At 63.9% G+C, this 25,744-nt stretch carries 26 protein-coding genes; 6 read left to right on the top strand and 20 right to left on the bottom strand.

Going from position 1 to position 25,744, the window contains the following annotated elements; translation table 11 throughout:
- Positions 1-6: 6 nt before the first annotated feature.
- Positions 7-1,236 carry a potassium/proton antiporter gene (locus LI72_RS05140; protein ID WP_033924751.1) on the bottom strand — a complete coding sequence of 410 codons (1,230 nt, stop codon included), beginning with the start codon at positions 1,234-1,236 and terminating at the stop codon, positions 7-9.
- Positions 1,237-1,354: 118 nt separating this feature from the next.
- Between LI72_RS05140 and LI72_RS05145 the strand changes: the two genes are divergently transcribed.
- Positions 1,355-2,434: a PA0069 family radical SAM protein gene (locus LI72_RS05145; RefSeq protein ID WP_033925316.1), complete on the top strand. Its 1,080-nt coding sequence runs from the start codon at positions 1,355-1,357 to the stop codon at positions 2,432-2,434.
- A gap of 33 nt (positions 2,435-2,467) precedes the next feature.
- On the opposite strand, the gene LI72_RS05150 is transcribed toward LI72_RS05145, so the two are convergent.
- The 7 genes from LI72_RS05150 to LI72_RS05180 all read right to left on the bottom strand — a co-directional run bounded on the left by LI72_RS05150 (position 2,468) and on the right by LI72_RS05180 (position 8,872).
- Entirely contained in the window at positions 2,468-3,247 is a 780-nt protein-coding gene (locus LI72_RS05150) for a polyphosphate kinase 2 family protein (protein ID WP_033924752.1), read from the bottom strand.
- Positions 3,244-4,218, bottom strand: a complete 975-nt coding sequence (locus tag LI72_RS05155; RefSeq protein ID WP_033924753.1) for a hypothetical protein — start codon at positions 4,216-4,218, stop codon at positions 3,244-3,246. The genes LI72_RS05150 and LI72_RS05155 overlap by 4 nt, the downstream gene beginning before the upstream one ends.
- A gap of 118 nt (positions 4,219-4,336) precedes the next feature.
- Positions 4,337-4,708 (bottom strand): type II toxin-antitoxin system VapC family toxin, encoded by a 372-nt coding sequence (locus LI72_RS05160; RefSeq protein ID WP_197051823.1) that lies wholly within the window; start codon positions 4,706-4,708, stop codon positions 4,337-4,339.
- A 24-nt stretch (positions 4,709-4,732) separates the two neighbouring features.
- A complete protein-coding gene (locus tag LI72_RS05165; protein ID WP_033924755.1) occupies positions 4,733-5,071 on the bottom strand; it encodes a hypothetical protein in 339 nt (112 codons plus the stop codon).
- Positions 5,072-5,121: 50 nt separating this feature from the next.
- Positions 5,122-6,900 (bottom strand): aspartate--tRNA ligase, encoded by a 1,779-nt coding sequence (aspS, locus tag LI72_RS05170; RefSeq protein WP_033925317.1) that lies wholly within the window; start codon positions 6,898-6,900, stop codon positions 5,122-5,124.
- Positions 6,901-7,031: 131 nt separating this feature from the next.
- Positions 7,032-8,543: an FAD-binding protein gene (locus LI72_RS05175; protein WP_033924756.1), complete on the bottom strand. Its 1,512-nt coding sequence runs from the start codon at positions 8,541-8,543 to the stop codon at positions 7,032-7,034.
- Positions 8,543-8,872, bottom strand: coding sequence for a hypothetical protein (locus LI72_RS05180; RefSeq protein ID WP_033924757.1), 330 nt, complete (start codon positions 8,870-8,872; stop codon positions 8,543-8,545). The genes LI72_RS05175 and LI72_RS05180 overlap by 1 nt, the downstream gene beginning before the upstream one ends.
- 152 nt (positions 8,873-9,024) lie before the next feature.
- Here LI72_RS05180 and rnd point away from each other — a divergent pair, with 152 nt between their 5' ends.
- Complete coding sequence (gene rnd / locus LI72_RS05185; RefSeq protein ID WP_033924758.1) at positions 9,025-10,242, top strand: ribonuclease D; 1,218 nt, start codon at positions 9,025-9,027, stop codon at positions 10,240-10,242.
- Positions 10,239-11,159 (top strand): hydrogen peroxide-inducible genes activator, encoded by a 921-nt coding sequence (locus LI72_RS05190; RefSeq protein ID WP_033924759.1) that lies wholly within the window; start codon positions 10,239-10,241, stop codon positions 11,157-11,159. The genes rnd and LI72_RS05190 overlap by 4 nt, the downstream gene beginning before the upstream one ends.
- Before the next feature lie 28 nt (positions 11,160-11,187).
- Here the strand turns inward: LI72_RS05190 and pgsA are convergent, their stop codons facing one another.
- The gene (gene pgsA / locus LI72_RS05195) at positions 11,188-11,739 is read right to left on the bottom strand and encodes a CDP-diacylglycerol--glycerol-3-phosphate 3-phosphatidyltransferase (RefSeq protein ID WP_033924760.1); all 552 of its coding nucleotides are present in this window, start codon (positions 11,737-11,739) and stop codon (positions 11,188-11,190) included.
- Between the two features lie 164 nt (positions 11,740-11,903).
- Between pgsA and LI72_RS05200 the strand changes: the two genes are divergently transcribed.
- Complete coding sequence (locus LI72_RS05200) at positions 11,904-13,229, top strand: MFS transporter (protein WP_052129518.1); 1,326 nt, start codon at positions 11,904-11,906, stop codon at positions 13,227-13,229.
- 6 nt (positions 13,230-13,235) lie between these two features.
- Here the strand turns inward: LI72_RS05200 and LI72_RS05205 are convergent, their stop codons facing one another.
- The 6 genes from LI72_RS05205 to LI72_RS05230 form a co-directional block, all read right to left on the bottom strand.
- Positions 13,236-13,583: a DUF2794 domain-containing protein gene (locus LI72_RS05205; RefSeq protein WP_033924761.1), complete on the bottom strand. Its 348-nt coding sequence runs from the start codon at positions 13,581-13,583 to the stop codon at positions 13,236-13,238.
- Positions 13,584-13,616: 33 nt separating this feature from the next.
- The gene (gene epsC, locus LI72_RS05210) at positions 13,617-14,342 is read right to left on the bottom strand and encodes a serine O-acetyltransferase EpsC (RefSeq protein ID WP_033924762.1); all 726 of its coding nucleotides are present in this window, start codon (positions 14,340-14,342) and stop codon (positions 13,617-13,619) included.
- Positions 14,343-14,411: 69 nt separating this feature from the next.
- Positions 14,412-15,899 carry a Ppx/GppA family phosphatase gene (locus tag LI72_RS05215; RefSeq protein ID WP_033924763.1) on the bottom strand — a complete coding sequence of 496 codons (1,488 nt, stop codon included), beginning with the start codon at positions 15,897-15,899 and terminating at the stop codon, positions 14,412-14,414.
- A gap of 12 nt (positions 15,900-15,911) precedes the next feature.
- Entirely contained in the window at positions 15,912-18,077 is a 2,166-nt protein-coding gene (locus LI72_RS05220) for an RNA degradosome polyphosphate kinase (protein WP_033924764.1), read from the bottom strand.
- The gene (locus tag LI72_RS05225; protein WP_033925319.1) at positions 18,058-18,678 is read right to left on the bottom strand and encodes a DnaA ATPase domain-containing protein; all 621 of its coding nucleotides are present in this window, start codon (positions 18,676-18,678) and stop codon (positions 18,058-18,060) included. The genes LI72_RS05220 and LI72_RS05225 overlap by 20 nt, the downstream gene beginning before the upstream one ends.
- A gap of 7 nt (positions 18,679-18,685) precedes the next feature.
- On the bottom strand, positions 18,686-19,924 hold the full coding sequence (locus tag LI72_RS05230; protein ID WP_331378142.1) for a heavy-metal-associated domain-containing protein: 1,239 nt from the start codon (positions 19,922-19,924) through the stop codon (positions 18,686-18,688).
- A gap of 158 nt (positions 19,925-20,082) precedes the next feature.
- On the opposite strand from LI72_RS05230, the gene purM reads away from it, so the two are divergent.
- Positions 20,083-21,213, top strand: coding sequence for a phosphoribosylformylglycinamidine cyclo-ligase (purM, locus tag LI72_RS05235; protein ID WP_033924766.1), 1,131 nt, complete (start codon positions 20,083-20,085; stop codon positions 21,211-21,213).
- A complete protein-coding gene (purN, locus tag LI72_RS05240) occupies positions 21,203-22,168 on the top strand; it encodes a phosphoribosylglycinamide formyltransferase (RefSeq protein ID WP_033924767.1) in 966 nt (321 codons plus the stop codon). The genes purM and purN overlap by 11 nt, the downstream gene beginning before the upstream one ends.
- On the opposite strand, the gene LI72_RS20705 is transcribed toward purN, so the two are convergent.
- From LI72_RS20705 to LI72_RS05260, 5 genes are all read right to left on the bottom strand, one after another.
- Positions 22,165-22,623 carry a GFA family protein gene (locus LI72_RS20705; RefSeq protein ID WP_443018107.1) on the bottom strand — a complete coding sequence of 153 codons (459 nt, stop codon included), beginning with the start codon at positions 22,621-22,623 and terminating at the stop codon, positions 22,165-22,167. The genes purN and LI72_RS20705 overlap by 4 nt on opposite strands.
- Positions 22,613-23,035 carry a nucleoside-diphosphate kinase gene (ndk, locus tag LI72_RS05245; protein WP_033924768.1) on the bottom strand — a complete coding sequence of 141 codons (423 nt, stop codon included), beginning with the start codon at positions 23,033-23,035 and terminating at the stop codon, positions 22,613-22,615. Before ndk ends, LI72_RS20705 begins: the two co-directional genes overlap by 11 nt.
- A gap of 121 nt (positions 23,036-23,156) precedes the next feature.
- Positions 23,157-23,645, bottom strand: a complete 489-nt coding sequence (locus tag LI72_RS05250) for a hypothetical protein (protein WP_033924769.1) — start codon at positions 23,643-23,645, stop codon at positions 23,157-23,159.
- 35 nt (positions 23,646-23,680) lie between these two features.
- Complete coding sequence (locus LI72_RS05255) at positions 23,681-24,154, bottom strand: DNA polymerase III subunit chi (RefSeq protein ID WP_033924770.1); 474 nt, start codon at positions 24,152-24,154, stop codon at positions 23,681-23,683.
- 39 nt (positions 24,155-24,193) lie between these two features.
- Entirely contained in the window at positions 24,194-25,660 is a 1,467-nt protein-coding gene (locus tag LI72_RS05260) for a leucyl aminopeptidase (protein ID WP_033924771.1), read from the bottom strand.
- Positions 25,661-25,744 lie beyond the last annotated feature (84 nt).

The following is a 25,744-nucleotide window of genomic DNA, read 5'->3' on the forward strand; positions in this document are numbered from 1 at the left end:
GGCCGCTCACGACGGCACGTTGCTGTCACCTGATACGGGCCTCTGCGCCGCCTCGATGCCCAGCCGCCTGGCAACATATTTGATGCTGGGGCCCTGAATGACGCTCGACAGCAGCACGACAAAGAACACGACGTTGAAGATGGTGAAGGCCCCAGGCACGCCTGCGACCATCGGAAAAGTCGCCAGCACGATCGGAACCGCACCGCGCAGTCCTGCCCAGGACACGAACAGCTTGGCGCGCCAATCGAGCGAACGAAACGGGGCGAGGCAGATGAAGACACTGAGCGGCCGCGCGACTAGCATCAGCACGAAGGTGATGCCCAGCCCCGGCATGACCACATCGGCCAGGTTGGTCGGGGCAACCAGCAGACCCAGGGTCAGGAACATGACCACCTGCCCCAGCCAGGCCATGCCGTCCTGAAAGGTCGAGATGATCTGCCGCGCGTCATAGCTACGGTTGCCCGCGACCAGCCCGGCAACATAGGCCGCCAGAAAGCCGTTTCCGCCGATCACTTCGGCCAATCCATAAGCGATCAGCCCAGCCGCGATCGAGATCACGAACACCAGACCGCTGGCACGATAGGGCCTGCGCTTGAGCATCTCGGGCAGCAACCACCCGATGGCGAGCCCCATCACCACCCCCATCGCCATCTGCCCTGCAAAATCCGGCAGCAGGCTGACCGGGGAGGCCCCGGGCTGCGCGATGAACAGCAACGCGGCGCCTACCATGAAGATCGCCATGGGGTCATTGGTGCCCGATTCGAGTTCGATCAGCGCCGGCACATCGCCTTCCAGATCGAGGCCGGTCGAGCGAAGGATGGCGAACACCGCGGCCGCATCGGTGGATGCCACGACCGATCCCAGCAGAAAGCCCTGGAACACAGTGAAATCAAGCAGGGCCACCGCGGCCAGTCCGGTGATCATGGCGCTGATCAGCACCCCGAATGTCGCCAGCACCAAGGCAGGCCGAACCATCCGTCTGACGGCCTGCCAGCTGGTATCCATGCCGCCTGAGAACAGGATGAAGATCAGGCAGGCGACCCCCACCCCCTGAGTCAGTTCGTAATCATCGAAGGATATCCCGCCCGGCCCATCGACCCCGGCCAGCATGCCGAGCCCCAGAAAACCGATCAGCGCCGGCAGGCCGAAGCGGCTGGTCAGCGTGCCCGCGATCACCGTGGTGAGCAGCAGTACGCCAATCACCAGCAATGCGACTGGAAGGGGGATCGTCAGCATCCCGTCCTCTGAGCATCTGCGGCCACGCTTGGCAAGGCGCGCAGCGGCATTCGTGCAACCGATACAGGATCGCGTCGGCCGCCTTGCGCATGTTCTGTTTATGTTCTATCCTGGTTCCATGGTGGCTCGTTCCTCCCCCAAGGGCCGTGGTGCCCCCGGCAACGCGCAATCGTCGCGGTTCAACCTGCCACAGCGCGATGCGGATGGCGACTGGCTCGATGCGATCGGAGCGATCGACGATGGCCCGCCGCCCTTGCGGACCACCGTGACGATCGAGCACCCCCGCTCGATCATCTCGCGCAACACCTCGCCCGATCTTCCGTTCGACCAATCAATCAACGCCTATCGCGGCTGCGAACATGGCTGCATCTATTGCTATGCTCGGCCCACCCACGCCTGGCTGGACCTGTCGCCGGGGCTGGATTTCGAGAGCCGCTTGTTTGCCAAGCCCGATGCCGCATTGTTGCTGCGTGAGACGCTGCGCAAGCCGGGCTATGTTCCCAAGGTCATCGCGCTGGGCACCAATACCGATCCCTATCAGCCGATCGAGGCGGAGTACCGTATCACCCGGTCCATCCTCGAGGTCTGCCTGGAGGCACGCAATCCGGTGTCGATCACCACCAAGTCCGACCGCGTGCTGGCCGATCTCGATATCCTCGCCCAGATGGCGCGGCATGACCTGGTCGCCATTGCATTGTCCGTGACCACGCTGGACGGCAGGACCGCGCGCACGCTGGAACCACGCGCCGCCGCGCCGCGCAAGCGACTGGCGGCGATCAAGGCGCTCTCGGACGCCGGCATCCCTGCGCACTTCAACGTGTCACCCGTCATTCCTGCGATTACCGATCACGAGATCGAAACACTGGTTGCCGCTGGGGCGCAGGCCGGCGCCCTGTCGGCGTCATACATTCCGGTGCGTCTCCCGCATGAGGTCGCGCCGCTGTTCCGCGCCTGGCTGGACGCCCATTACCCCGATCGCGCTGGCAAGGTGATGGCCATTATCCAGCAGATGCGCGACGGGCGCGACAATGACCCCGATTTCGGCACGCGCATGCGCGGCAAAGGCCCCTGGGCCGACCTTATCCGCACGCGGTTTCGGCTCGCGGTAAAACGGGCGGGGTTGAACCAGCACCGCTGGCGGCTCGAAACAGCTGGGTTCCGGCCACCCGCCAATGGCCTTCAGGGCGAGCTTTTCTGAACGTGAAGACCTTGGCTATGAAGCGTAGGGCAGTCAGCCTTTGTAGCCAAATGCCTCGCGCGCCATCGCCACCAGCGCCGGGTCTGCATCGGGCAGGTTGCGCGGGACGCTCGCCTCCAGCTTTTCTGCAATATGCGTCAGCACCGCGATCCGTGCGGCTTTCTTGCTGTTGCCATCGAACACCGCCCAGGGCGCCCAGCGCGTATCGGTCTGCTGGAACATGTCGTGGATCGCATCCAGATAGTCGCTGCGCTTCGCGCGGTTGCGGAAATCCTCCTCGGTCACCTTCCAGCGCTTTTCCGGGACGGAGAGCCGGTCGGCAAGGCGCTTGTCCTGCGTCGCCTGGGTGACGTGCAGAAAGACCTTGATCACCGCGGTGCCGCCATCGGCCTGCTGCGCCTCGAATTCGTTGATCTCGTCATAGCCGCGCTTCCAGTCGCGCTCGGCGCACAACGCCTCGACCCGCTCGACCAGCACACGGCCGTACCATGAGCGGTCGAACACGGCGATCTCACGGCTGCCGGGCAGCTTCTGCCAGAAGCGCCAGAGGAAATGCCGGTCCTTTTCGACCGCAGTGGGCGCGCCGATCGGGTAGACCTGAAAATAGCGCGGGTCCCATTCAGAGGTCATGCGCTTGATGATCCCGCCCTTGCCAGCAGCGTCCCAGCCTTCCATCACGATGATCGCGCGCTTGCCATGTACGATATGCCGGGCATGCGCATGCGAAAGGCGTTCCTGCAGCGCCTTCAGCGTCTCGGCATAATCGCCGTCGAAGCCGGCTCCCTTTTCATACTGGTCCAGCTTGATGCTCATGATCCGTCTCCCCCCAGCCGCGCTTCGCGCTCGGCATAATTGGCTTCTGCGACCCGGCGCGCGGCGATCCGGTCGAACGCCGCGTTGATGGCGCGCTCGCGCGGCAGCAGCGTCTGCGCCTGGCGATAGCGAACCAGGGCATCGTCAAGCTCGCCGCGCTGTTCGGCACACAGCGCCAGGTTGAAGACGACCGAGCTTTGCCCCGGCACCTCACCATCGAGCGCCTGCCAGATGGCGCATGCGCCTTCGGGGTTGCGCGCGGTTGCCTTCAACGCGTCGCGGAACCGATCGGACTGGGCCTTGTCGAGTCCCTTGCGCACCTCCAGCACGCGGATGCCCTCGGAACGATAGACAGGTGCGATGTCGCTGCGGACTTCGTCCGCGATCTTCTCGACAAGCATCGAAACCGTATCGGGCACACTGCGATTGGCCTGGCGGTCCGGGCAGATCACGACCTGGTCGCTCTGGTACAGCTGTCGCTGATAGACGATGCCGCCCGTATCGATGCGCGCCATCCGCAGCGAGGGGTTGAGCGAGACGATGCGGCGCTGGCAGCGGATCTTGATGTCCTGTTCGCGCAGGCACTTGCCGTTGCCGTCACGCTCGACGCATTCCTTGCGGTTTTCCTCGACCGGCTGGTTCTGCACCTGTGCATTGGCGATACCCGACAAGACCGCATCGGCCGGCGCATTGGACCGTTCGACGACGACGCGAAAATAAGGCTGGCCGAGCACCGAAACCTGCGCCAGCGCACCTTCCAGAGCGAACGACAGTTCGCGGCCATCGCGCCCACCGAACCGTTCGACCACCACCGATCCGACCTGCGCCGCTTCGCGGTGCCGCGCCGGATAGAGGCCGTCGACCGTCAGAGTCTCCGCCATCGCTGGCGCCGCGCTCATGGCAAGCGCGATCCCTGCCCCCAGGCGCGCGATTCCCTTGCGCCGCACGATGAAATCGAAAATCCCCGTCATGGTAACCGCCCCAGAGTCCCTGCGCGAGCTTCCCCGCAAGAATCCTTTGAAATGTAACACAATCCTTGCCCAAGTCATGCGGCAATGCTGTGTTCGGCATCACTGGTGCACGCGTGGCTCAGGCCGGAACGCAGGTTATCCCATAGGCCGGGAACTGGGCATCATCGGTTATGACCACGCATCGTTCTACATGAGCCTGCGCAATGATGAGGTGGTCGAAGGGATCGCGGTGGATGAGCGGCATCGCCTCCAGAACACGCAAATGGGCCGGAGCGAGCGCGACAAGGCGTAACTCCTGCTCCTCAATCGCGTGCATGACAGCAGCGCCGCCCTCCCGCATCTTGCCGATGCGGTGCTTGACCGCGATTTCCCAAGGACTGGCAATGCTGACGAGAATGTCGTTGCAGGCATCGGCGATCAACCCGCGCGCAACCGAGCCCAGCTTCGGATCATCCTGGAGCCACCACAGCAAGACATGGGTGTCGATCATCAACCTCATCGGCAGACGCCCAAGTCAGGACGAGGGCCAGGGCTTGTCGCTGTCCTTGCCTTCCATGGCATCGATCAACCACTGCGGTGTCTGGTTAAAGTCATCCGCCATGTTGATCTGCCCCCGCAGCGCACCGGGCTGGCGGGGCTTTTTCAGCGGGACGAACGCAGGTGCTGGCTCAGACTGAAACGGCACCTGCATGTCACGCACTCCTGGATCGAGCGCACCCACAGCGCCATCGCCATCAGCGATGCCCTGCAGATACGCCTTGACCATGGCTGACAGCGAAGTTCCCAGCTCGGCCGCGCGGATGCGGGCGAGCCGGTGCGTTTCGTCATCCAGAGCGATGGTCACGTTTTTCATAACCACCGCAGTATCACAGTTTCACAGTTCGGCCAAGGGTTGGCCTCAGGTCAGCCCTTTTGAGGCTCGACCACGCGAATGTTCAACTCGCGCAACTGCTTGAGGTTCACCGGCGACGGCGCGCCCATCATCAGGTCTTCGGCCTTCTGGTTCATCGGGAACAGCACGACCTCGCGGATGTTGGGTTCGTCCGCCAGCAGCATCACCATGCGGTCGACGCCCGGAGCCGAACCACCATGCGGCGGTGCGCCGAACTTGAAGGCATTGAGCATGCCCGAGAAGTTCTTCTCGACATCTTCCTTGGTGTATCCGGCGATTTCGAACGCCTTGTACATTATGTCCGGGCAATGGTTGCGGATCGCGCCCGACGACAGTTCGACGCCGTTGCAGACGATGTCGTACTGCCAGGCGAGGATGTCGAGCGGGTCCATCGTTTCCAGCGCTTCCATCTCGCCCTGCGGCATCGAGAACGGGTTGTGGCTGAAATCGACCTTCTTGGCGTCCTCATCATATTCGAACATCGGGAAGTCGACGATCCAGCAGAACTTGAACACGCCCTGTTCGATCAGGTTCAGCTGCTCGCCCACGCGGGTGCGCGCCGCGCCTGCCAGCTTGGCCGCCTGCAGTTCCTTGCCTGCGGCGAAGAACACACCGTCATTGGGGCCAAGGCCCAGTTCGGCGATCAGCTTTGCGGTGCCTTCCTCGCCATGATTCTTGGCGATCGGGCCGCCGGGGACGCCATCCTTGATGTTGATATAGCCCAGGCCCGCATGGCCTTCGCCGCGCGCCCAGTCGTTCATGTCGTCGAAGAACTTGCGGCTCATCGCACCTGCGCCAGGCGCAGGGATAGCGCGCACCTTGCCGCCCGAGCCAACGATCTTGTCGAACAGGCCAAAGCCCGAACCCTTGAAGTGATCGGTGACATCGCTGATCACCAGCGGGTTGCGCAGATCGGGCTTGTCCGAACCGTATTTCAGCATGGATTCGCGATAGGGAATGCGCGGGAAGGCGCCTTCGGTCACCGCCTTGCCATTGGCGAATTCCTTGAACACGCCTCCGAGCACCGGTTCCAATGCCGCGAAGACGTCGTCCTGGGTCACGAAGCTCATCTCGAGGTCGAGCTGGTAGAATTCGCCCGGGCTGCGGTCGGCGCGCGCGTCTTCGTCGCGGAAGCACGGCGCGATCTGGAAATAGCGATCGAAGCCCGCGACCATCAGCAGCTGCTTGAACATCTGCGGCGCCTGCGGCAGCGCATAAAACTTGCCGGGATGCACGCGGCTGGGCACCAGATAATCGCGCGCGCCTTCGGGCGACGATGCGGTCAGGATCGGGGTCTGGAACTCGGTGAAGCCCTGCTCCACCATCCGGCGGCGCAGCGAGGCGATCACCTGCGAACGCAGCATGATGTTGCGGTGCAGACGTTCGCGGCGCAGATCGAGGAAGCGATAGCGCAGGCGGATATCCTCGGGATATTCCTGCTCGCCTGCGACCGGCATCGGCAGCTCTTCTGCAGCCGACTGGATCACAACCTCTGCGGCGCGCACCTCGATCTCGCCGGTCGGCAGGTTGGCGTTCACCGTTTCGGGCGAGCGAGCAACCACGGTTCCGGTGACGGTGACGACGCTTTCGACGCGCAGCCGCTCAAGCGCGGCAAAGGCCGGGCTGTCGGAATCGGTGACGATCTGGGTCAGGCCGTAATGGTCGCGCAGGTCGATAAACAGCAGATTGCCGTGATCGCGCTTGCGGTGAATCCAGCCGGACAGGCGAACCTGCTGGCCGACATCGGAAGCGCGAAGCGCGGTGCAACTGTGGGTGCGATATGCGTGCATGGAAACCATCGATCCTGATCGTGACATGGGGGCCGCCCGCCAGCATGGCGGAAGGGCGGCCGATAGCGCGGCTAACACCGTGCCGCCGTGCTTTTGTCAAGCTTTGTGCGTCGCCTCCCCGGCCCGACGGATCAATTGATCAGCCCGAGATGGATCAGCGAATCGCACCGGAACACCGCAATATCGCCAGGATCGGGCAGCAATCGTCGCTGTGCTTGACGGAACCGGCGATAGTCGTCACCATAGTCGCTTGCCACCCGGGCGGCATCAAGATCATTGGTCTTGCCCCAATGGCGGGTGAACCGAATGCCCATGGCATCAAGCCTGGTGACCACCGCACGATAGCTGCGATGACTGACATCGCTGCGCGGGCCATCGAAATCGATCACGACATTGTCATCGAAGCGCGCAGGTGCCAGCAACCCCGCGGCCCGCTTCATGAAGCGCAGCGTCACGACCGTGCCGCCTCCGCCGCTCAGAAACGCCTCGATCAGCGGTTCGAAAGCGCGGTCGAGATCGGCGCGCGCCATGGTCACCGACCCGTTGAACAGGTTGGCAATCGGGTTGTGCGGTTCCGTGGTATTGCCCCAGGTGGCGACGGCCTCCGGATCGTTGATATCGCGCTGCGTCGCATAGCCTGCCCGCATCGCCAGTTGCAGAACGTCGGCGCGGAACAGATCGAGCCCCGCCATCGCCTTGCCGATCAGCGTCAACGCATCATAGCCTGCCCCCACCAGCGGTCGCGGCGGCGGCGGGATCGAGGGATCATGGTCGCGTAGATACAGGAAGCGCAGCAGCGCATCCCTGCTGAATGGGGCAAAGGGGTTGAGGATCACCTGCACGAAATGAGGCTCTTCATCCAGCGCCAGCGCCCTCGAGACAGCGCGAAATTCTCCATGCGCCAGCCGGGAGATGTGCTCGCGGGTAATCCGTCCGCGCTTCTGAATGTTGCGCACCATATAGATGGGGACGCACTCGATCACCATGGCGGTGATGAAACCCATCGCCCCCACGGCCACCTGGCATGCGGCGAAGACGTCATCGTCACGGAAGATCGTGCTGCCGGTCGCCGTGACAAACTCCCCCGACATCACCGGCTTGTGGGGCTCCACCCAGAACACGCCCGAAGGGGTCACCACCTGCAGCGCGCGGATATGATCCTGAATGCCGCCAGCATCGAGGACGCTGCCGTGGGTGCCCGTAGCGCACGCCCCTGCCCAGGTCTGGCCGTTGCTGGCTCCGCCAGTCCGCAGGCTCAAACCCATCTCCTCGGCGCTGTCATTGACCTCGTCGACGGTGGCGCCCGCCTGCACCAGCATCAGCCTGGAAGGGTCGCAGCCGGGTGCGACATCGGCGGGCGCCAGCCGGAAGCAGCGGTTGATCCGCCGGGTTTCGACCAGCCAGCCTCCATCGACGAGCGTGATCGGCGATGGCGACCAGCCAGCCCCCAACGGACGCACCTGACGCCCTGCCGCGCGCGCCTCCTGCAACAGCGCCAGCACGTCGCCAGCCACCTCTTGCAGCACAGTGCGGCCACTGTCCGCACCGCTGTTCAGCAACTCGATCAGATCCGCGACGTCGCAGGACTCGGTACCGTGGTAGTTATCCCAACGGCTGGGCCCCCGGCGCAGAGGCGCGGGCATCAGCTCTCACCTGCCGGGCTGTTGCCCGCGAAAAGGCGATAGTCGATCGTCACCCGGCGGACGAAACCCAGCGTCGCCACTGACAGCAGGATCTGGCCGAGGCTCATCGAAAACCGCATGTCGTTGATCCCGTGCCCCGATGGGTCGCTGATGCAGGCACTGCGTCCGGCGCGGGTGGCAAAGCCCCATCCGAGTATTGTCATGACCTCGCGACCACCACCGACCGGACGGGAATTCTCGAGTACCAGAAACACATCACCCCCTTGAGCCAGACACTGGCCGATGAGGCACAACGACAGAACAACGATGATCGCTTGATAAATCCACATGCTTCACCCCGGCAATGGCATTAGCTGGGCGTTACATAAACGTGGGAATAATGATTCTCAAAGATGCTAACACGTTATTCTTGTCCATAACCGATTCATTGCCTCCGTCCGCGATGGTTTGCGACCTTCGGCGCACGCTGTATAGGTTGGCCATGCATATCCATCCGCTGATCACCGACACCGATTCCCTTGAGCGCCTTTGCGCTCGGCTGGCCCAGTCCGACTTTGTTGCAGTCGACACGGAGTTCATGCGCGAGAACACCTATTGGCCGGAACTGTGCCTGGTGCAGATCGGTAATCTCGAAGAGGCTGCCGCCATCGATCCCAAGGCGCCCGGCATCGATCTGGGCCCGCTGCTCGACCTGCTGACCGAGAACCATGATGTCCTGAAGGTCTTTCATGCTGGGCCTCAGGATATCGAAATCATCTTCAACCTCACCGGCAAGACCCCGTCCCCGCTGTTCGATACGCAGGTCGCGGCGATGGCATTGGGGCAGGCTGAACAGATCGGTTACGCCAATCTCGTGGAAAGCTGGCTGGGGCTGACCGTCGACAAGGGTGCGCGCTTCACCGATTGGTCGCGCAGGCCGCTGGAAGCGCGCCAGATCGACTATGCCATCGGTGATGTGACGCACCTCGCCAAGATCTTCCCCAAGATGCTCGACAAGCTGCGCCGGACAGGCCGCGGGGCATGGCTGGACATCGAGATGGAAAAGCTGGGCGATCCGCGCCAGTACAAGCCCGATCCCGATACATTGTGGCAGCGGATCCGCCCTCCTGGCCGCAGCGCCCAGATTCTGGGCCGCATGCGGGCGCTGGCATGGTGGCGCGAAACCGAGGCACAGGACAAGAACCTGCCGCGGGGCCGCATCATGAAGGACGAGACGCTCGCCGATATTGCCGCACACCCGCCGTCGACCCAGTCGGACCTCGGCAAGGTGCGCGGCCTGTCCGCCGCCTGGCGCGAGAACGACATCGGCGCGCGGATGATGGATGCGCTGATCGCTGCGCGTCCGCTGAGTGCTAGCGAGATGCCACCCAAGAGCCCGCGCGGCCCGGCCTTGGGAAAGGAAGGCGCGCTCGTCGCTGACCTGCTCAAGCTGCTGCTCAAGATCCGCTCGCGCGAAATCGATGTCGCCGCGCGCCTGCTGGCACGCAGCGATGACCTGGAAGCATTGGCCGCCGGTGTCCGCAAGAATCTGCCGATCCTGGAAGGCTGGCGATTCGAGCAGTTCGGGCGCGATGCCCTGGCGCTGGTCGAAGGGCGCATGGCCTTTGCCATCGCTGATGGCCGCATCAAAATGACCCGCACCGAGCTGGCCGTCGAACCTGACATCGTGGTGGCGGCCGCGCTGGCGGAGCAGCCATGACATCCTATCTGCCGACCCTCAAGCAGCTGCAATATCTGGTCGCTCTTGAGGAACATGGCCATTTCGGCAAAGCGGCAGATGCGTGTTTCGTGACTCAATCGACGCTGTCGGCGGGTCTGCGCGAGCTGGAAACCTTGCTAGGCGTGGTGCTGGTCGAGCGGACGCGCCGCGTGGTGCGGTTCACACCGCTGGGCAACAAGGTCGTTGCCAAGGCGCATCGCATCCTGCGCGAAGCGGAAGAGCTGGCCGACCTGGTCCGCTCGTCGGGCAAGCCGCTGTCGGGTGAACTGCGGATGAGCGTGATCCCGACGATCGCTCCGTTCCTGTTACCGCGTCTGCTGCCAGGCCTTCGCCGCGAGCAGCCCGAGCTCAAGCTTTTCCTGCGCGAGGAGGTCAGCGCCGCCGCTGTCGAATCGCTGCACCATGGTCAGGTCGATTGCGTGCTGCTGGCGCTGCCGTTTCCGGCGGGCGATGTCGAAAACGAATTGCTGTTTGTCGATCCGCTTTACGTCGCCTTTCCCAAGGATGATCCGCGCGACCCGCCCGAGCAGGTCGCGCCTGCGCTGATCGACGAATCACGGCTGTTGCTGTTGGAAGATGGCCACTGCCTCAAGGACCATGCGCTGGCGGCCTGCAACCGGCCCGAACTGCGCGCCAATGCCATGATGTTCGGCACGTCGCTGCATACGCTGGTGCAGATGGTCGACAACAAGCTGGGACTAACGCTGCTCCCGCAGATGGCGATCGATGCCGGCATCCTCAACAACACCGCCGTTGTCGCGCGCCCGTTGCTGGCAGAACATGCCTCACGCGACATAGCGATCATCTGGCGCCGCAACAGCCCGCGCGCCGAGGAATTCCGCATGCTGGCCGATATTCTGCGACGCGGCCATGCCGAAGGTCGGTGCACAGCCTGAACGGGGCTGATCGGCGCCCGTTGGCCGCTCAATCCATGTGCTTGAGGCCAACCCGCAGATAATCCCAGCCGGTAATGAGCGTCAACAACGCGGCGCTCCACAAGGCCACAAGGCCCAGATCGTGCATCCACGGCTGATCGGGAAATCCGCCGGAAAAGATCAGCGTGCCCAGCGCCAGCAGCTGCAGCGTGGTTTTCCACTTGGCCAGCTGCGACACCGGCACGGATATCTGAAGCCCGGCGAGGAATTCGCGCAGGCCCGACACGGTGATCTCGCGCAACAGGATGATCAAGGCGGCGATCATGTGCAGCCCATCGATATTGTCATTGGCGCACAGGATCAGGATGACCGCCGCGACCATGATCTTGTCGGCAATCGGATCGAGAAAGATTCCCAGCCGCGACACCGCCCCTTGCGCACGGGCGAGATAGCCGTCGAAATAGTCGGTGATGCCCATCAGGCAGTAGACGACAAAGCCCAGCAGATAGCCGGTTGCCCAGTCCGGCCACCACAACAGGGCGGCCAACAGCGGCACGGTGACAATCCGCGAAAGCGTGAGGATGTTGGGCACGGTCAGCATGGGCTGCCCGCCTCATAGCCACATTCTGCGCAGATGGAAATGGCTTGACCGGTCCTGTTTCGAACCCGATACGGCGGCAACGGCCCGAGCGTCGTCACGCCATGTCCATCGGGCCGGGCGCGGCGGCACAGGAGCCGCGGGCCAACTACCGAGGAACTGACAGCATGGCTTCAGCTGGCGCGCTTTTGAACAAGAGGCGCTTTCTTCCCCTGTTCGTGACCCAGCTGCTCGGCGCGTTCAACGACAATCTCTACAAGAACGCCATGGTGCTGTTCGTCGTCTACAGCGTCTATAATGACGAGACCGCCGAAACCTGGTTCAGCGCGATCGCAACCGCGGTGTTCATCCTGCCGTTCTTCCTGCTTTCGGCGCTGGCCGGTCAGTTGGCGGACACGCGCGACAAGGCGGCGATCATCCGCATCGTCAAATTCTGCGAGATCATCATCATGCTGGTCGGCGGCACCGGGCTGTACATGGCCTGGGCCGGAACGGCGGTGCACACCATCGCCATACCGCTGATGATGCTGGCACTGTTCGCGATGGGCATCCATTCGACCTTCTTCGGCCCGATCAAGTACGCCATCCTGCCGCAGCATCTTCAGGATGACGAGGTGCTTGGTGGCACCGGGCTGGTCGAGGCGGGCACGTATATCGCCATTCTGCTGGGCACCATCCTGGCGGGCTGGATCCCGGTGGAGATCGCCGGCATTGCCGTCGTGCTCACGGCAATCATCGGGTATTTCACCGGTCGGCAGGTCCCCCCTGCTCCGCCGATGACCGAACGCACCAAGCTGGACTATAACTTCATCCGCGCCTCGATCGCGCTGATCAAGGCGACGATGAAGGTCAAGCGCGTGTTCCTGGCGATCATCGCGATCAGCTTTTTCTGGACCATCGGCGCGGTGCTGTTCATCCAGTTTCCGCCGCTGGCCAAGAACGTGCTGACCGCCAGCAAGGAGGTCGCCAGTCTGTTCCTGGTCGTGTTCTCGGTGGGCGTGGCGATTGGCTCTGTGGCGATCAATGCGCTGCTCAAGGGCACGGTATCGGCACGCTATTCGCCCGCATCGGTGATCGTGATGGGGCTGTTCGTGGTCGCCTTCTTCTTCGTGTGCCGCCAGTGGGTGCCCGATACCGGCGGGTCGCTGTTCACGGTGGGCGAATTCGTGCAGCATTCGATGGCGGTGCCGTTGCTGCTCTCGCTGCTCGGGATCGCGGTGGCAGGTGGCATGTTCGTGGTGCCGCTCTATGCGTTTTTGACCACCACGGTGCACAAGAGCGAGGCTGCCCGCACGATCGCTGCCAACAACATCGTGAATTCAGGTGCGATGGTCATCGGGTCGCTGATCGCGATCGGTCTGAGCCTCGCCGGGCTTGCGGTGATCTATCAGCTGCTGTTGAGCGCGGCGATGTGCGTGATTGCCGCATGGCTGGGTCATCTGCTGCACCAGGCCAGCCTGGAGCCGCATGCCGACCACGAATTCCGCAGCTGAAGCGGTCTATTCGACAACCCTGACCAGCTTGCGTTCCAGCGGAGCCAGAACGCCCGAAAGCTCGTGCCCGCGCTTCAAGATGGCCCCGCCCTCGCCCACCAGCGCCCACTGCCCCTGTTTGCGGCGCAGCGCGGGTCGCTTTTCGATGCGATATTCGGGGCGCTCGGTTGCGCGGCGGAAGCATGAAAAGACCGCAGCATCGCGGCCCAGTTCCATCGCATAGTCGCGCCAGACGCCGGCAGCGACCGCGCGTCCATACAGATCCAGGATGCGGTTCAGTTCCTCGCGATCAAACGCGACCTGGCTGGGCGACCCGGGAACCGGAAAGAGCGAGACATTGCCGCCGGGGTTCAAGCGACAGCCTCATCATGCAGCACGCAGGCCATGTCAGGCAGCGGTTCCGCTGTCACGATCAGGCTCGGTCGATGCCGGACGCACCGCACGGCGTGCCTCGTCCCGCTCGTCGATCAGCTGGGAAATCCGCTCCTGCATCTGCCGGATCTCGCACTGCAGCAGTTCCAGCTTCTGCGTCGAGGGATCGAAGGTCTGGCTGCACGGGGTGCCATATTGCACGAAGCCGCGCTGCTTTTCGGCGGCATCGACCGGAGTGGGGCGCGCCGGGATTCCGACCATCACCGAACCAGGCGCGACATCGCGCGTGACAACGGCATTCGCGCCGATGCGCGCACCCTTGCCCACCGTCAACGGGCCCAAGATCGCAGCACCCAGGCTGATGATCACGTCATCCTCGATCGTCGGGTGGCGTTTGCCGCTGACACCATCGGTGGGATTGCGTCCGCCCAGCGTCGCGCCCTGGTAGATGGTGACATTGTCGCCGATCACCGTGGTTTCACCGATGACGACAAAGCCATGGTCGACAAAGAAGAAACGGCCGATTTCCGCACCGGGATGAATGTCGATCGCGGTCAGGAACCGCGACACATGATTGACGAAGCGAGCCAGGAAATACAGCTCGCCCTTGAACAGCCAGTGGGCCACCCGATGGAGGCCCAGCGCCAGAACGCCGGGGTAGAGCAGGATTTCCCACCGGGAGCGCGGCGCGGGGTCGCGCGCGCGGATGGAATCCAGGTACTCGCTCAGTGCGCTGAACATGGCGCCATCCTTTGATCGTCGATTTGCGCCCTAAATAGAGGTTGCTGCCCGATTTTACCAGAGCCCCGCTCAGATTGCCCGTGCGCGCAGCCCCAGATATTGCGCCAACCGGCGCAGCCGGCGCTCGACAACTTCTCCATAGAGCGGCTTGTCGGCGGCATTCAGCCGGAGTTCGAGCATGTCGCCATTGCGCGTCAAGGATGTTCGGCGCAGGACATCGTGCGTGCCGGCCCCCAGCCTCTGCGCCAGCCGCATCGCCAGCCCCCATCCGATCGCGCGCTCCAGCATGGCATCGGGTGCAACGTGCTGATCGAGCGGGAATGGCCGCGGACCACCGCCGAAATTTGTATACAGCGCCTGGCCGATCATCGAACGGCCGATCACCTCGATCCCCACCCAGTTGCCGTGCAGCGCGATCTCCAGCCCGCGTTCGGCGCGGAAATCGGGGCTGGCCTGCCACGCCACATCCGACAGATGGCACGCTGCCATCAGCCAGCGCTGCCAGTGCGGCGGATCATCGGGGAACAGCGGCGCAATCCATTCGAACAGCGGCTGCGATGCCTCGGCAAAGCGCGATTGCAGCTGCCCGAACCGCTCGGTCGCGACCAGCAACGGGTCGCGCTGGCGAACCTCTTCGTCCATCCGCGCATAGAGCAGGCCCTCGCGCAGGCCAAAGGACGACACCACGAACTCGCTGGGATCGAGATAGCTCTGCATCAGCCGCAGCAACAGGATCGCATCGGGCAATGTCTCGATGCGCGAAGGGGCAAGGCCCGTCGCCCGGCGCACCGCGTCCCGGTCCATCGCGCGGAACCCCGCAAGGACCTCGTCGGAGCGCGCAACATCGATCCGATACTGATGCAGCACGCGCAAAGGATAGGCGGTGAGGTGCATGTCGAGCCGGGCAAACGCGCGCCAGGACCCCCCGACCAGATAGAAGGGCTTGCCCCGGTGCTGGCCGAGCCAGGGATAGGCCTCGACCATCGTCTTGAGCTTGCGGCCAAGCGCCGACGCATCGTCACGCCGGATGGCGGCAGCCCGCAGCACGCCGAGTGGCAAGGTAGCGGTTTCGAGCACCTGCCCATCGGCAATCCGCGCCAGATCGAGGCTGCCGCCCCCGAGATCGCCCACGATCCCATCGGCGTCGGGAATGGCCGAGAGAACACCCATGCCGGCGGTCCGCGCCTCGTCCTCACCCGACAGGATCGTGATCTCCAGGCCGAGCGCAGCGACCCGGCGGGTGAATTCATCGCCGTTGCTGGCATCGCGCACCGCCGCTGTGGCGACGCACACCGTCTCGTCAACATCCATTTCGCGCGCGACGATGCGGAAGCGCTCCAGCGCCTGGATCGCCCGGGTCATCGCTGCCTCGTCGATCGCTCCGGTTTCGGCCAGCGAGCGGCCCAGCCCCGCCATCACCTTCTCATTGAAGATCAGCGCGGGATTGCGCCGCGGGCCGGAAAAGACGACCAAACGCACCGAATTGGACCCGATATCGACGATCGCGGTGCGATACAGGTGAACCGGCTGGTTCTGCTTGCGAATGAAAAAATTCATGGTCACCCGCAATCAATCCGCACGCGGATCGCGGCGATTGAAGCTCAGCTTGGGCACCGCATCGCTGTTCTTGAGCGCGGTGCCGCGGCCCGAAAGCGACGGGTTGGTCATGAAATAGCGATGCAGATTGAAGGGCTTGTCGACAGGCCGGATGCGGAAATAGCGGCCATCGCTATCCAGTTCCCAGCTCTGTTCGTTGTCGAGCAGATTGGCCACCAGCACCTGTTCGAGCACCTGGTCATGCACCGTCGGATTCTCGATCGGCAGCATATACTCCACCCGCCGGTCGAAATTGCGCGGCATCCAGTCGGCCGAGCTGATGAACACCTTGGCCTTGTCGTTGGGCAAGGCATCACCGTTGCCAAAGGCCCAGATGCGGCTGTGCTCCAGGAAACGGCCGACCACAGACTTGACCCGGATGTTGTCGGACATGCCGGGAACCCCCGGACGCAGACAGCAGATCCCGCGAATGACCAGCTCGATCTGCACCCCCGCGTTGCTCGCCGCATACAGCTTTTCGATCATTGCCGGATCGACCAGCGAGTTCATCTTGGCCCAGATCGCGCCGATGCGCCCCGCGCGCGCCTCTTCCATCTCGCGGTCGATCAGCGCGATCAGATCGCCGCGCATGTCGCGCGGCGACATCGACAAGAGTTCGAGCTTCTCGGGTTCGACATAGCCGGTGATGTAGTTGAACAGCTGCGCGGCATCGCGGCTGGCGCGCGGATCGGCAGTAAAGAAGCTGAGATCGGTATAGATGCGCGCGGTCACCGGGTGATAATTGCCGGTGCCGAAGTGGCAATAGGTGCGGAAGCCATCGGGCTCTCGCCGCACCACCATCGAGATCTTGGCGTGGGTCTTCCACTCGATAAAGCCATAGACCACCTGCACGCCGGCCCGTTCGAGCGCGCTGGCCCACAGCAGGTTCTGCTCCTCGTCGAACCGGGCTTTCAGTTCGACCACGGCGGTGACCGACTTGCCCGCCTCGGCCGCCGCGATCAGCGCGTTGATCACTGCCGATTGCTTGCCTGCGCGGTACAGGGTCTGCTTGATTGCCACCACATCGGGGTCCTGCGCAGCCTGCTTCAGGAACGCGATGACGACCTCGAAACTCTCATATGGGTGGTGGACGATGATATCCTTGCTTCGGATAGCGGCGAAGCAATCGCCGTTATGTTCCCGAATTCGTTCAGGAAAACGCGGCGTGTAGGTCGGGAATTTCAGATCCGGTCGATCTTCGTCGACCAGCGCTGCGAGGTCGCCGATGCCCAGGAAGCCGTCGTCGGACGACTTGGTTCCGCCGTCGTGCAGCAGATTGTCGTCGAGCAGCTGCGCGAGCCCCTGATCCATCAGTCGCGATGTCTCCAGCCGGATCACCTCGCCGCGCCGGCGCCGCTTGAGCGCAGTACGGAAGTAGAGCACCAGATCCTCGGCCTCTTCCTCCACCTCGATATCGCTGTCGCGAATGATGCGGAACAGCCCCGAGGCGCGAACGTCATAGCCGGGGAAAAGCTTGTCGGCAAAGGCGACGACGGTCTTTTCCAGCGAGACATACCAGCCTTCGTCCCCGGCAATCCGCAGGAACCGCGGCATGGTCGCAGGCAGCATCACCAGTTCGCGCACCGTCTTGCCGTCCGATCGCCGCTTCAGATCGAAGATCAGGCTGAGACCCTTGTTCGGGATGAAGGGGAACGGGTGAGCAGGATCGAGCGCCTGCGGGGTCAGCACTGGGAAAATCTGCGTGACGAAATGCTCGCGCAGCCAGATACGGTTTGCCTCGTCAAGATCCTCGACATTGGCCTCGACCACACCATTGGCCGCCAGCTCTGCGCGCAGCTCGCTCCACACGCGCTGCTGCGCGGCATTCAGCCTGTCAACGGCGCGCTCGATCGCGGCGAGCTGCTGCACCGGGGTCCGGCCATCGGCAGAACGCTCCTCGACATGCTGGGCGACCTGGCCGACAAGCCCGGCCACGCGGACCATGAAGAACTCGTCGAGATTGTTGCCCGAAATGGACAGGAAGCGCAGCCGTTCGAGCAGCGGATGGCGCGGATTGCAGGCTTCCTCGAGCACCCGGTCGTTGAACGCCAGCCAGCTCAGTTCCCGGTTGAAATAGCGCCGCTCCGAATCATCGGGCCGCGGTGTTTTCGCTTCGGTTTCAGTCGGTTGAGCCGCCATCAGTTCCTGCCAATTTCGCCAGTGCCTCGCGCACCAGTCTTTGGCCGATCGGACGCTGCATTGCCAGTGCCATCTCGTCGATCGTGCGCGCGAGCGCGGCAATGGCGGGATAGGAGCGCTCCATCCTGACAGCCGCATAAGCCGCCAGTGCATCGGGAAACGCAAGCCCCGCCCGCGCCAGCAGCTTCTGCAACAGCAGCGCTGCCATCTCCTCGTCGGGGGGCGGTATCTTGACCAGCAAGGATGCGCCGAGCCGCGACAGCAGATCGGGCAACTTTATGCCCCATTGCGCAGGCGGGGATGCTGCGGCGAACAGCACCGGCGCGCCTTGGGTCTGCGCACGATTCCAGGCGTGGAACAGCGTCTCGTCGCTCTCGCCATCGGCATTGTCGATAAAGCAGCCGCCCGATCCGGTGACGAATGCACGGCCGATCGTGGTCTTGCCCGACCCGGTTGGACCGATGAGCACGGCAGCGCCGAAGGGCAAACGGGTCCAGTCGAACAACCGATCGATCACCGCGCGGTTGCAGTCGGTGACCAGAAACGCGCTGTCAGCCTCCGGTCCGGCTGCCGCAAAGGGCAAGGCGAACTGGCGTGTCATCTGACCGTTATCCCCCGCCGCCCGGCGCGGCCGCGGCCGCCGCGGGCCGCGAAATCCGCAGCACGCCTGCACCCTGCTGCACCCGGTATCCACGCGCTTCCAGCGCGCCACGCAACGCGTCGATATCGATCAGCGCATTGACCTGCATCACCGACGTGCCCCCTAGCGCAAGGCTGGCGGTGCTGGCCGACTGAACTCCGGGAATGCTGCGCAGCAGCCGTTCGCCAGCCTGGACAGCGCCGACATCGGGGGTTTCGAACTGGATCGAGATGATCTGCGGACCGGTGGTCAGGCCGCCGGACTCGACCGGAACGTCCTCCGCCAGGGTTTCGTCGAGCAGTTCCTCGACGATCTCGACCGGCTTTTCAATGATCAGCGACGAATCGGGCCGCAGTTCACCCGAACGCACTGCGCCGGCATAGATCCGGTCGAGCCGCGTGATCGCCTGGTCCAGCATCGCCGGCAGGCCGTCACTGTCGCGCGCCCGCAGGGTGAAGGATCCGAGCAAGCGGCTGTCCGGCCCGAACCGCGCCGCAAAGCGCCCGGTGATCGGGCCGCCGGGATATTGCCGCTCGATATGCGCAACTGGCACGACCACATCGGCCGCGCCGAACTGATCGAGGATCAGCCGCCACCAGGTGCGGCTGCGCCGACCCGATTGCGCCGCATTGACCAGCAGCGAATCCGCGCCCGATCCGTGCGGACGAATGTAATCGACGATGCTCTCGGAGGTGCGATAACGCGCCCAGGCCGCCTGCCACGGCGTGCGGTTCTCGAATGTCTGCGCAGAGCCGCCGCTAACATAAATGGGAACTACCAGCATCGGCGCCGAGCGCAGCACCGCGCCGCTGACTCCCAGCAGCTCGCCGGCGCGCGCGCGATCGAACAGCACGCCCAGCTTGCCGATATAGCGGCGCGGGCCGATCTGTTCGTTCTCGACAACGATCGCCGATACGATGCCATCCAGCGCCGAATCGCTGAGCTTGGGTGCGGCGCCAGACCGGTTCATCTGCGACCACAATTTCTGCCAGCCCTTGCGCTGCGCCTCGCGCCAGGCGTTCGAGCGCGCGTCCTGTGCGTTCTTGCCGGACGCGTCGACCGCAATGCCGCTGACCTCGAAATCGCCGCCGCTGGCGATCGGCGGGATACCGCGATCCCCCTCGATCTGGGCATAGAGCACCGCTCCCAGTGCCAGCAGGATGGGCAGCAGGGCGATGGCGATCCATGCACGCTTCGACAAGCGCACAGGAGCAGACAGAGGGAGGCTGGTGGTCAAGATACCCTAGCTTTTTTACCCAAGCGAAACATCATCCCCCGGCGTGATCGTCGCTGGCGGCATTCTCGCGGCCCTTTTGGCGACAATGGCGTGGAAATCCAAGCGAGAAGTCGCTAACCGCTCAGACCATGACTGACAAGACCGGCGACACGCCCAATCCCCCCTCTTCTGGCCCGGCATCCTATAGCTATGCTCAGGCCGGTGTTTCGATCGCCGCGGGCAATGCGCTGGTCAAGGCCATCGGCCCGCTGGCCAAGGCGACCGCCCGCCCCGGTGCCAATGCCGAGCTCGGGGGCTTTGGTGGCTTTTTCGATCTGAAGGCCGCAGGGTTCAAGGACCCGCTGCTGGTCGCGGCCAATGACGGCGTGGGCACCAAGGTCAAGCTGGCGATCGATCACGACCGGCATGATGCAATCGGCATCGATCTGGTCGCCATGTGCGTCAACGATCTGATCGTTCAGGGCGCGGAACCCTTGTTCTTCCTCGATTATTTCGCCACCGGCAGGCTGGATACCGGGATTGCAGAGCGCGTTGTCGCGGGCATCGCCGACGGCTGCAAGCTCGCTGGCTGCGCCTTGATCGGCGGCGAGACCGCCGAAATGCCGGGCATGTATGCCGATGGCGATTATGACCTTGCGGGCTTTTGCGTCGGCGCGGTCGAGCGCGACGAGGTACTGACTGGCGACCGGGTCAAGCCGGGCAACGTCCTGCTCGGGCTCGCCTCGTCGGGGGTGCACTCGAACGGCTATTCGCTGGTGCGGCGTCTCGCCGCCGACAAGGGCTGGAAGATGAACCGCCCTGCCCTGTTCGACCAAGACATTCTGCTGATCGACGCCTTGATCGCACCGACAAGAATTTACGTTGCTTCGCTGCTGCCGGTGATCAAATCAGGCCGCATCGCCGCGATGGCGCATATCACCGGGGGCGGATTGCTCGAGAACATCCCGCGCGTGCTGCCCGCTGGCGCGCATGCGCATGTCGATGCCGATGCCTGGGTCCAGCCGCGGTTGATGGCATTCCTGCAGGCGCAGGGGCATATCGAACCCGAGGAAATGGCACGGACCTTCAACTGCGGGATCGGCATGGTACTGGTCGTCGATGAAGCCGATGTCGCCAGCGTGACCGCCGATCTCGAAGCTGCGGGCGAAACCGTCCACCGCATCGGTCGCATCGAGCCGGGCGACAGGGGCTGCACGGTCAGCGGATCGATCGAGACCTGGAGCGCCAAGGCGGCGTGGAGCGCGACCCATGCGGGGTAAGGCCCGTGTCGCCATTCTGATCTCGGGCGGCGGCACCAACATGGCCGCCCTGCTTTACGCCTCGCGCGCGCCGTCCTGCCCTTATGACGTGGTGCTGGTCGCATCGAACAATCCCGACGCCGGTGGACTCAAGCTCGCCGAAGCCGAAGGCGTGCCGACCTTCGCGCTGTCGCACAAGGGCATGACGCGCGAAGCCCATGATACAGCGATGGACAAAGCCATCCGCGCGAGCGGCGCGGATCATGTCGCACTCGCGGGCTACATGCGCATTCTGACCCCCGGCTTCGTGCGCAGCTGGGAAGGTCGGATGCTCAACATTCACCCCTCGCTGCTGCCCAAGTACAAGGGTCTGCACACCCACCAGCGCGCGCTCGATGCGGGCGACGGCGTCGGTGGATGCAGCGTGCACCTGGTAACGGCGGAGCTCGATGATGGCCCGGTGCTGGGACAGACCAAGGTCGCGATCCTGCCGGGCGATACCGCAGACACGCTGGCCGCCCGGGTGCTGATCGCCGAACATCAGCTCTATGGCCGCACGCTCGCCGAGTATGTCGCGCGCGAGTCCGATCCCGACTGGATCGTGGCCAGGGTCGGCGACCTGGCGCTCGCGCTGCCCGAGACCGATTCCCGCCCCTCGCATGGCGCGCCGGGCTGGCGCGTTGGCGGCGAGAAGACCGGCAAGTATTTCGCCTATGTCTCGATCCATCATCATGGCGAGGAAGCGATTGCCCTGCTGGTCAAGACCAGCGGCGCCGACGAACAGGCCGCGCTCGTCGAGCAGGATCCGGAGCTTTACTACCTGCCCAAGTTCTACGCCCCGTCAGGCTGGATCGCGATCCGGCTCGATACCGGGCGCACCGACTGGGACCATATCGCCGACTGGCTGAGCCGCAGCTGGCGCAGCGTGGCCCCCAGGCGGCTCACCCGGATGATGGACATCGCAGCCGAATTCTAACCTCTGCCAAACCAGCTGCACACACGGCGCACCAAGAGCTTGGGCAGCCATTCAAGCGCCATTGATGTGCTAGTGCGCCTGTCATCGACGCCCTCAAATCGATAATGGCGCGGCTGGCTGTCGACAAATATTTCCCTGGCGACGTACTGAGCGTCATCTGAGAAAAGGCCCGCAGATACAGCAAGCTCTGGACCGCCAATTGGTCTATGGAAAATATGGCTTCCGCACGTCCGGCAAAATCCGCGCTCAGCAAAGCCCGAAGAGCGGAAGATGGCGAGGTCATCGCCTTCAATTACGGCTTCTGGAACCTGCAATGCCATCCATGGACCGCTGGTCCAAGCCCGGCACAGTCGGCAGTGGCATACGCCGACATCATGCACGGGGCTTGGCAATGCAACCCGGACGCCGCCGCAAAGGCAGCGTCCGGTAGTAACCTGGCTGGATTCAGCCAACAATCTCTTCCGGCTTGAAGAAGTACGCGATTTCGATCGCAGCGTTCTCGTCGCTGTCCGAACCGTGCACGGTGTTGGCTTCGATGCTCTCGGCCAGTTCCTTGCGGATGGTGCCGGGCTCGGCATTGGCGGGGTTGGTGGCGCCCATGATGTCGCGGTTGCGCTGCATGGCGTCTTCGCCTTCCAGCACCTGCACGACGACGGGGCCGGAGATCATGAAGTCGACCAGTTCGCCGAAGAAGGGACGCTCGCGGTGCACGGCGTAGAAGCCTTCGGCCTGTTCGCGGGTCATGTGGATGCGCTTGGATGCGACGACGCGCAGGCCGGCGTCTTCCAGCATCTTGGTGACCGCGCCGGTCAGGTTGCGACGGGTCGCGTCGGGCTTGATGATCGAAAAGGTCCGGGTGACGGCCATGGGATGCTCCTGAGGTTTGACAATTGCTGCGCGCACGAACGGCACGCTTCGCCGCCGCCCCTAGACGGACCGATTGTGCGCTGCAAGAAAAACCGAATCAGTGGCGCGTTGGCCGTGCTTTTCAGCCCGTACCCGCGATGAGCGTGATCGACGAGCCGGCATCGGCGGGGGCGACCTGCAGCGTGAACGATCCGCCGTCCTTGGTTCCGGCGATGGCGCGCATATCCTGCGTCGTGATCTCGCTTTCGACCTTGAAGCCCTTGGCTTCGACCGATTTGCGATACCAGGCCACGACGACATCCGGATTGGCGCTGGTTTCCATGACGACCATGCCGCCGGTCTTGCCATCGGAATTGCTCGTCATCGTGGAGACGACCTTGGCGCCGGGATAGACCGCAAGGTCCAGCGGAAGCTTGCCGCCGGTCTCGCCATTGTTGATGTTGACGGTGGCGGAACCATCGGCACTCTTGATCTCGATCTCGGAGGCTTCGCCGTCGCCCTTGCGGGTCACATTGACCTCATTGCCCTCGGTATCGCTGTAGACGGTCTTTTCACCACCACAGCCCACCAGGGCGAGGGTCGCGGTTGCAGCCATCAGGAATGCGCGCATAGTCCAATGCTCCCAAATTGGGTCGGTGCGACCCGTCACTGCGACCCGGTGGCGCCATCCTGCCGCTTGCTGGCCGCCTGTTCAACCCATTTGCCGCCGTCCTGCTTCCAGTAGTGCCGGTCCAGCCCCTCGCGCTCGCCCAGCGATACCCAGGCCTTGCGCGCCTCGCCGATCGTGGCCTCGCCAAAGAGCAGGAAAATCCGGGTAAATTGGAGGGCATCGTCGCGCCACAGGCCGTCGGCCAGGGCAATGAAGCGCGCGCCGTTGACCGGATCCACCCGGTCGGCCAGCAGCAGCGGCTGGACCTGGGGATTGGGCGCATCGCGTTCGCCATGTGCCAGAAAGCTCTCCGGGCTGTGCGTCCACAAGGCGTGGCTCAATGCCGCGCGGTGGTCCGGGTCGGCGGACACAATCAGCATCCGCTCCCCCAGCCCCAATGTCCGCGTCGCCAGCACCGGCAACACCCGCTCGACCGGGTCGCGGGTCAGGTGATAGAAATCGACCTGCATCACGCCCCTCCCCTGTCTGCGGATGGTTCAGACTTCAGATCAATTCTCGAAATTGTCGGCAATCCACTGATTCAAGAGCCGAACGCCATAGCCAGTTGCGCCCTTGTCCCACACTGGCCCGGGCTTGTCGGCCCACACCATGCCCGCGATATCAAGATGCGCCCATTTGACGCCGGGCTTGATGAAGCGCTGCAGGAACTGCGCTGCAGTGATCGATCCGCCACCGCGCGCGCCGACGTTCTTCATGTCGGCAATCGGGCTGTCGATCATCTTGTCATAGGCCTTGCTGAGCGGGAAGCGCCACAGCGGATCGCCCGCCAGCTTGCCCGCCGCCGTCAGCTTTTCGGCCAGGCCATCATCGTTGCTGAACAGGCCGGCATGCTGATCGGCCAGCGAGATGATGATCGCGCCGGTCAGCGTGGCAAGATCGACGATATATTCCGGGTCGTAGTTCTCCTGAGCCCAGTGCAGCGCATCGCACAGCACCAGACGGCCCTCGGCATCGGTGTTGATGACTTCGATCGTCTGACCCGACATGCTGGTCACGACATCGCCGGGGCGCTGCGCATTGCCGTCAGGCATGTTCTCGACCAGACCGCAGATGCCCACGACATGAGTCTTGGCCTTGCGACCGGCGAGCGCCTTCATCGTGCCTGCGACGGCACCGGCACCACCCATGTCCCACTTCATGTCTTCCATGCCGGCCGCCGGCTTGATCGAGATGCCGCCGGTATCGAAGGTCACGCCCTTGCCCACCAGCACCACGGGCTTGGCCTTGGCGTCGCCGGTACCGTTCCAGCGCATCGCGATCAGCCGCGGCGGACGCACCGAGCCCTGCGAGACGCCCAGCAGCGCGCCCATGCCCAGCTTTTCCATCTCTTCCTGGCCCAGCACCGTGATCTCGACGCCCATCGCTTCGAGCGGCTTGCAGCGTTCCACGAAGCTTTCGGGGTAGATGATGTTGGCAGGCTCGGTCACCAGTTCGCGAGTCAGCGCCACGCCATCGGCAATCGCGGCCTGATCGCTCCAGATCGCAGCCAGTCCCTTGGGGCCATTGACCACGCCGATTTCGCGCAGGCTGACCTTCGACTTGGCCGGAAGCTTGGTACGATACTGATCGTGCGACCAGCTGCGAAGATGCGCGCCAAACAGGAACTGGGCCGCTGCCTCGCGGTTGGCCGCGATGGCGCCCAGACCCATGTCGACGGCGAGCGTCTCGACGCCGGAGCGCTGATACTTCGCAACAAGCTGACCGCCGGCCCGCTCCATGTCGGCGCGTGCGCCCGCGCCGGTGCCGATCAGCGCCACGCGCAGGGTCTGGCCGTTCTGGGTGACGAAAATGTCGAAGACTTCTCCCGCGCCGGCTTCGAAACGCGCCGCCTTGGCGGCATCGGCAACCAGTGAGCCAGAATCGAGCGGCAGCACCAGAGCGCCGAGTTCGTCCTTGGCCACCGGATAGGCGACGACGGCGTAACTATCTGCGGAAGCGTCAAAAACAATATTCATCAAGCAGTCCCCGAGAGGCAGGCGATGCTGCCGGTTAATACAATATCCACCATATCGACCCTATGAAGACGGCTTCATTCTGGC

The organism is Sphingomonas sp. 35-24ZXX (assembly GCF_000786215.1).
In the GTDB taxonomy this organism is placed as follows: Bacteria; Pseudomonadota; Alphaproteobacteria; order Sphingomonadales; family Sphingomonadaceae; genus Blastomonas.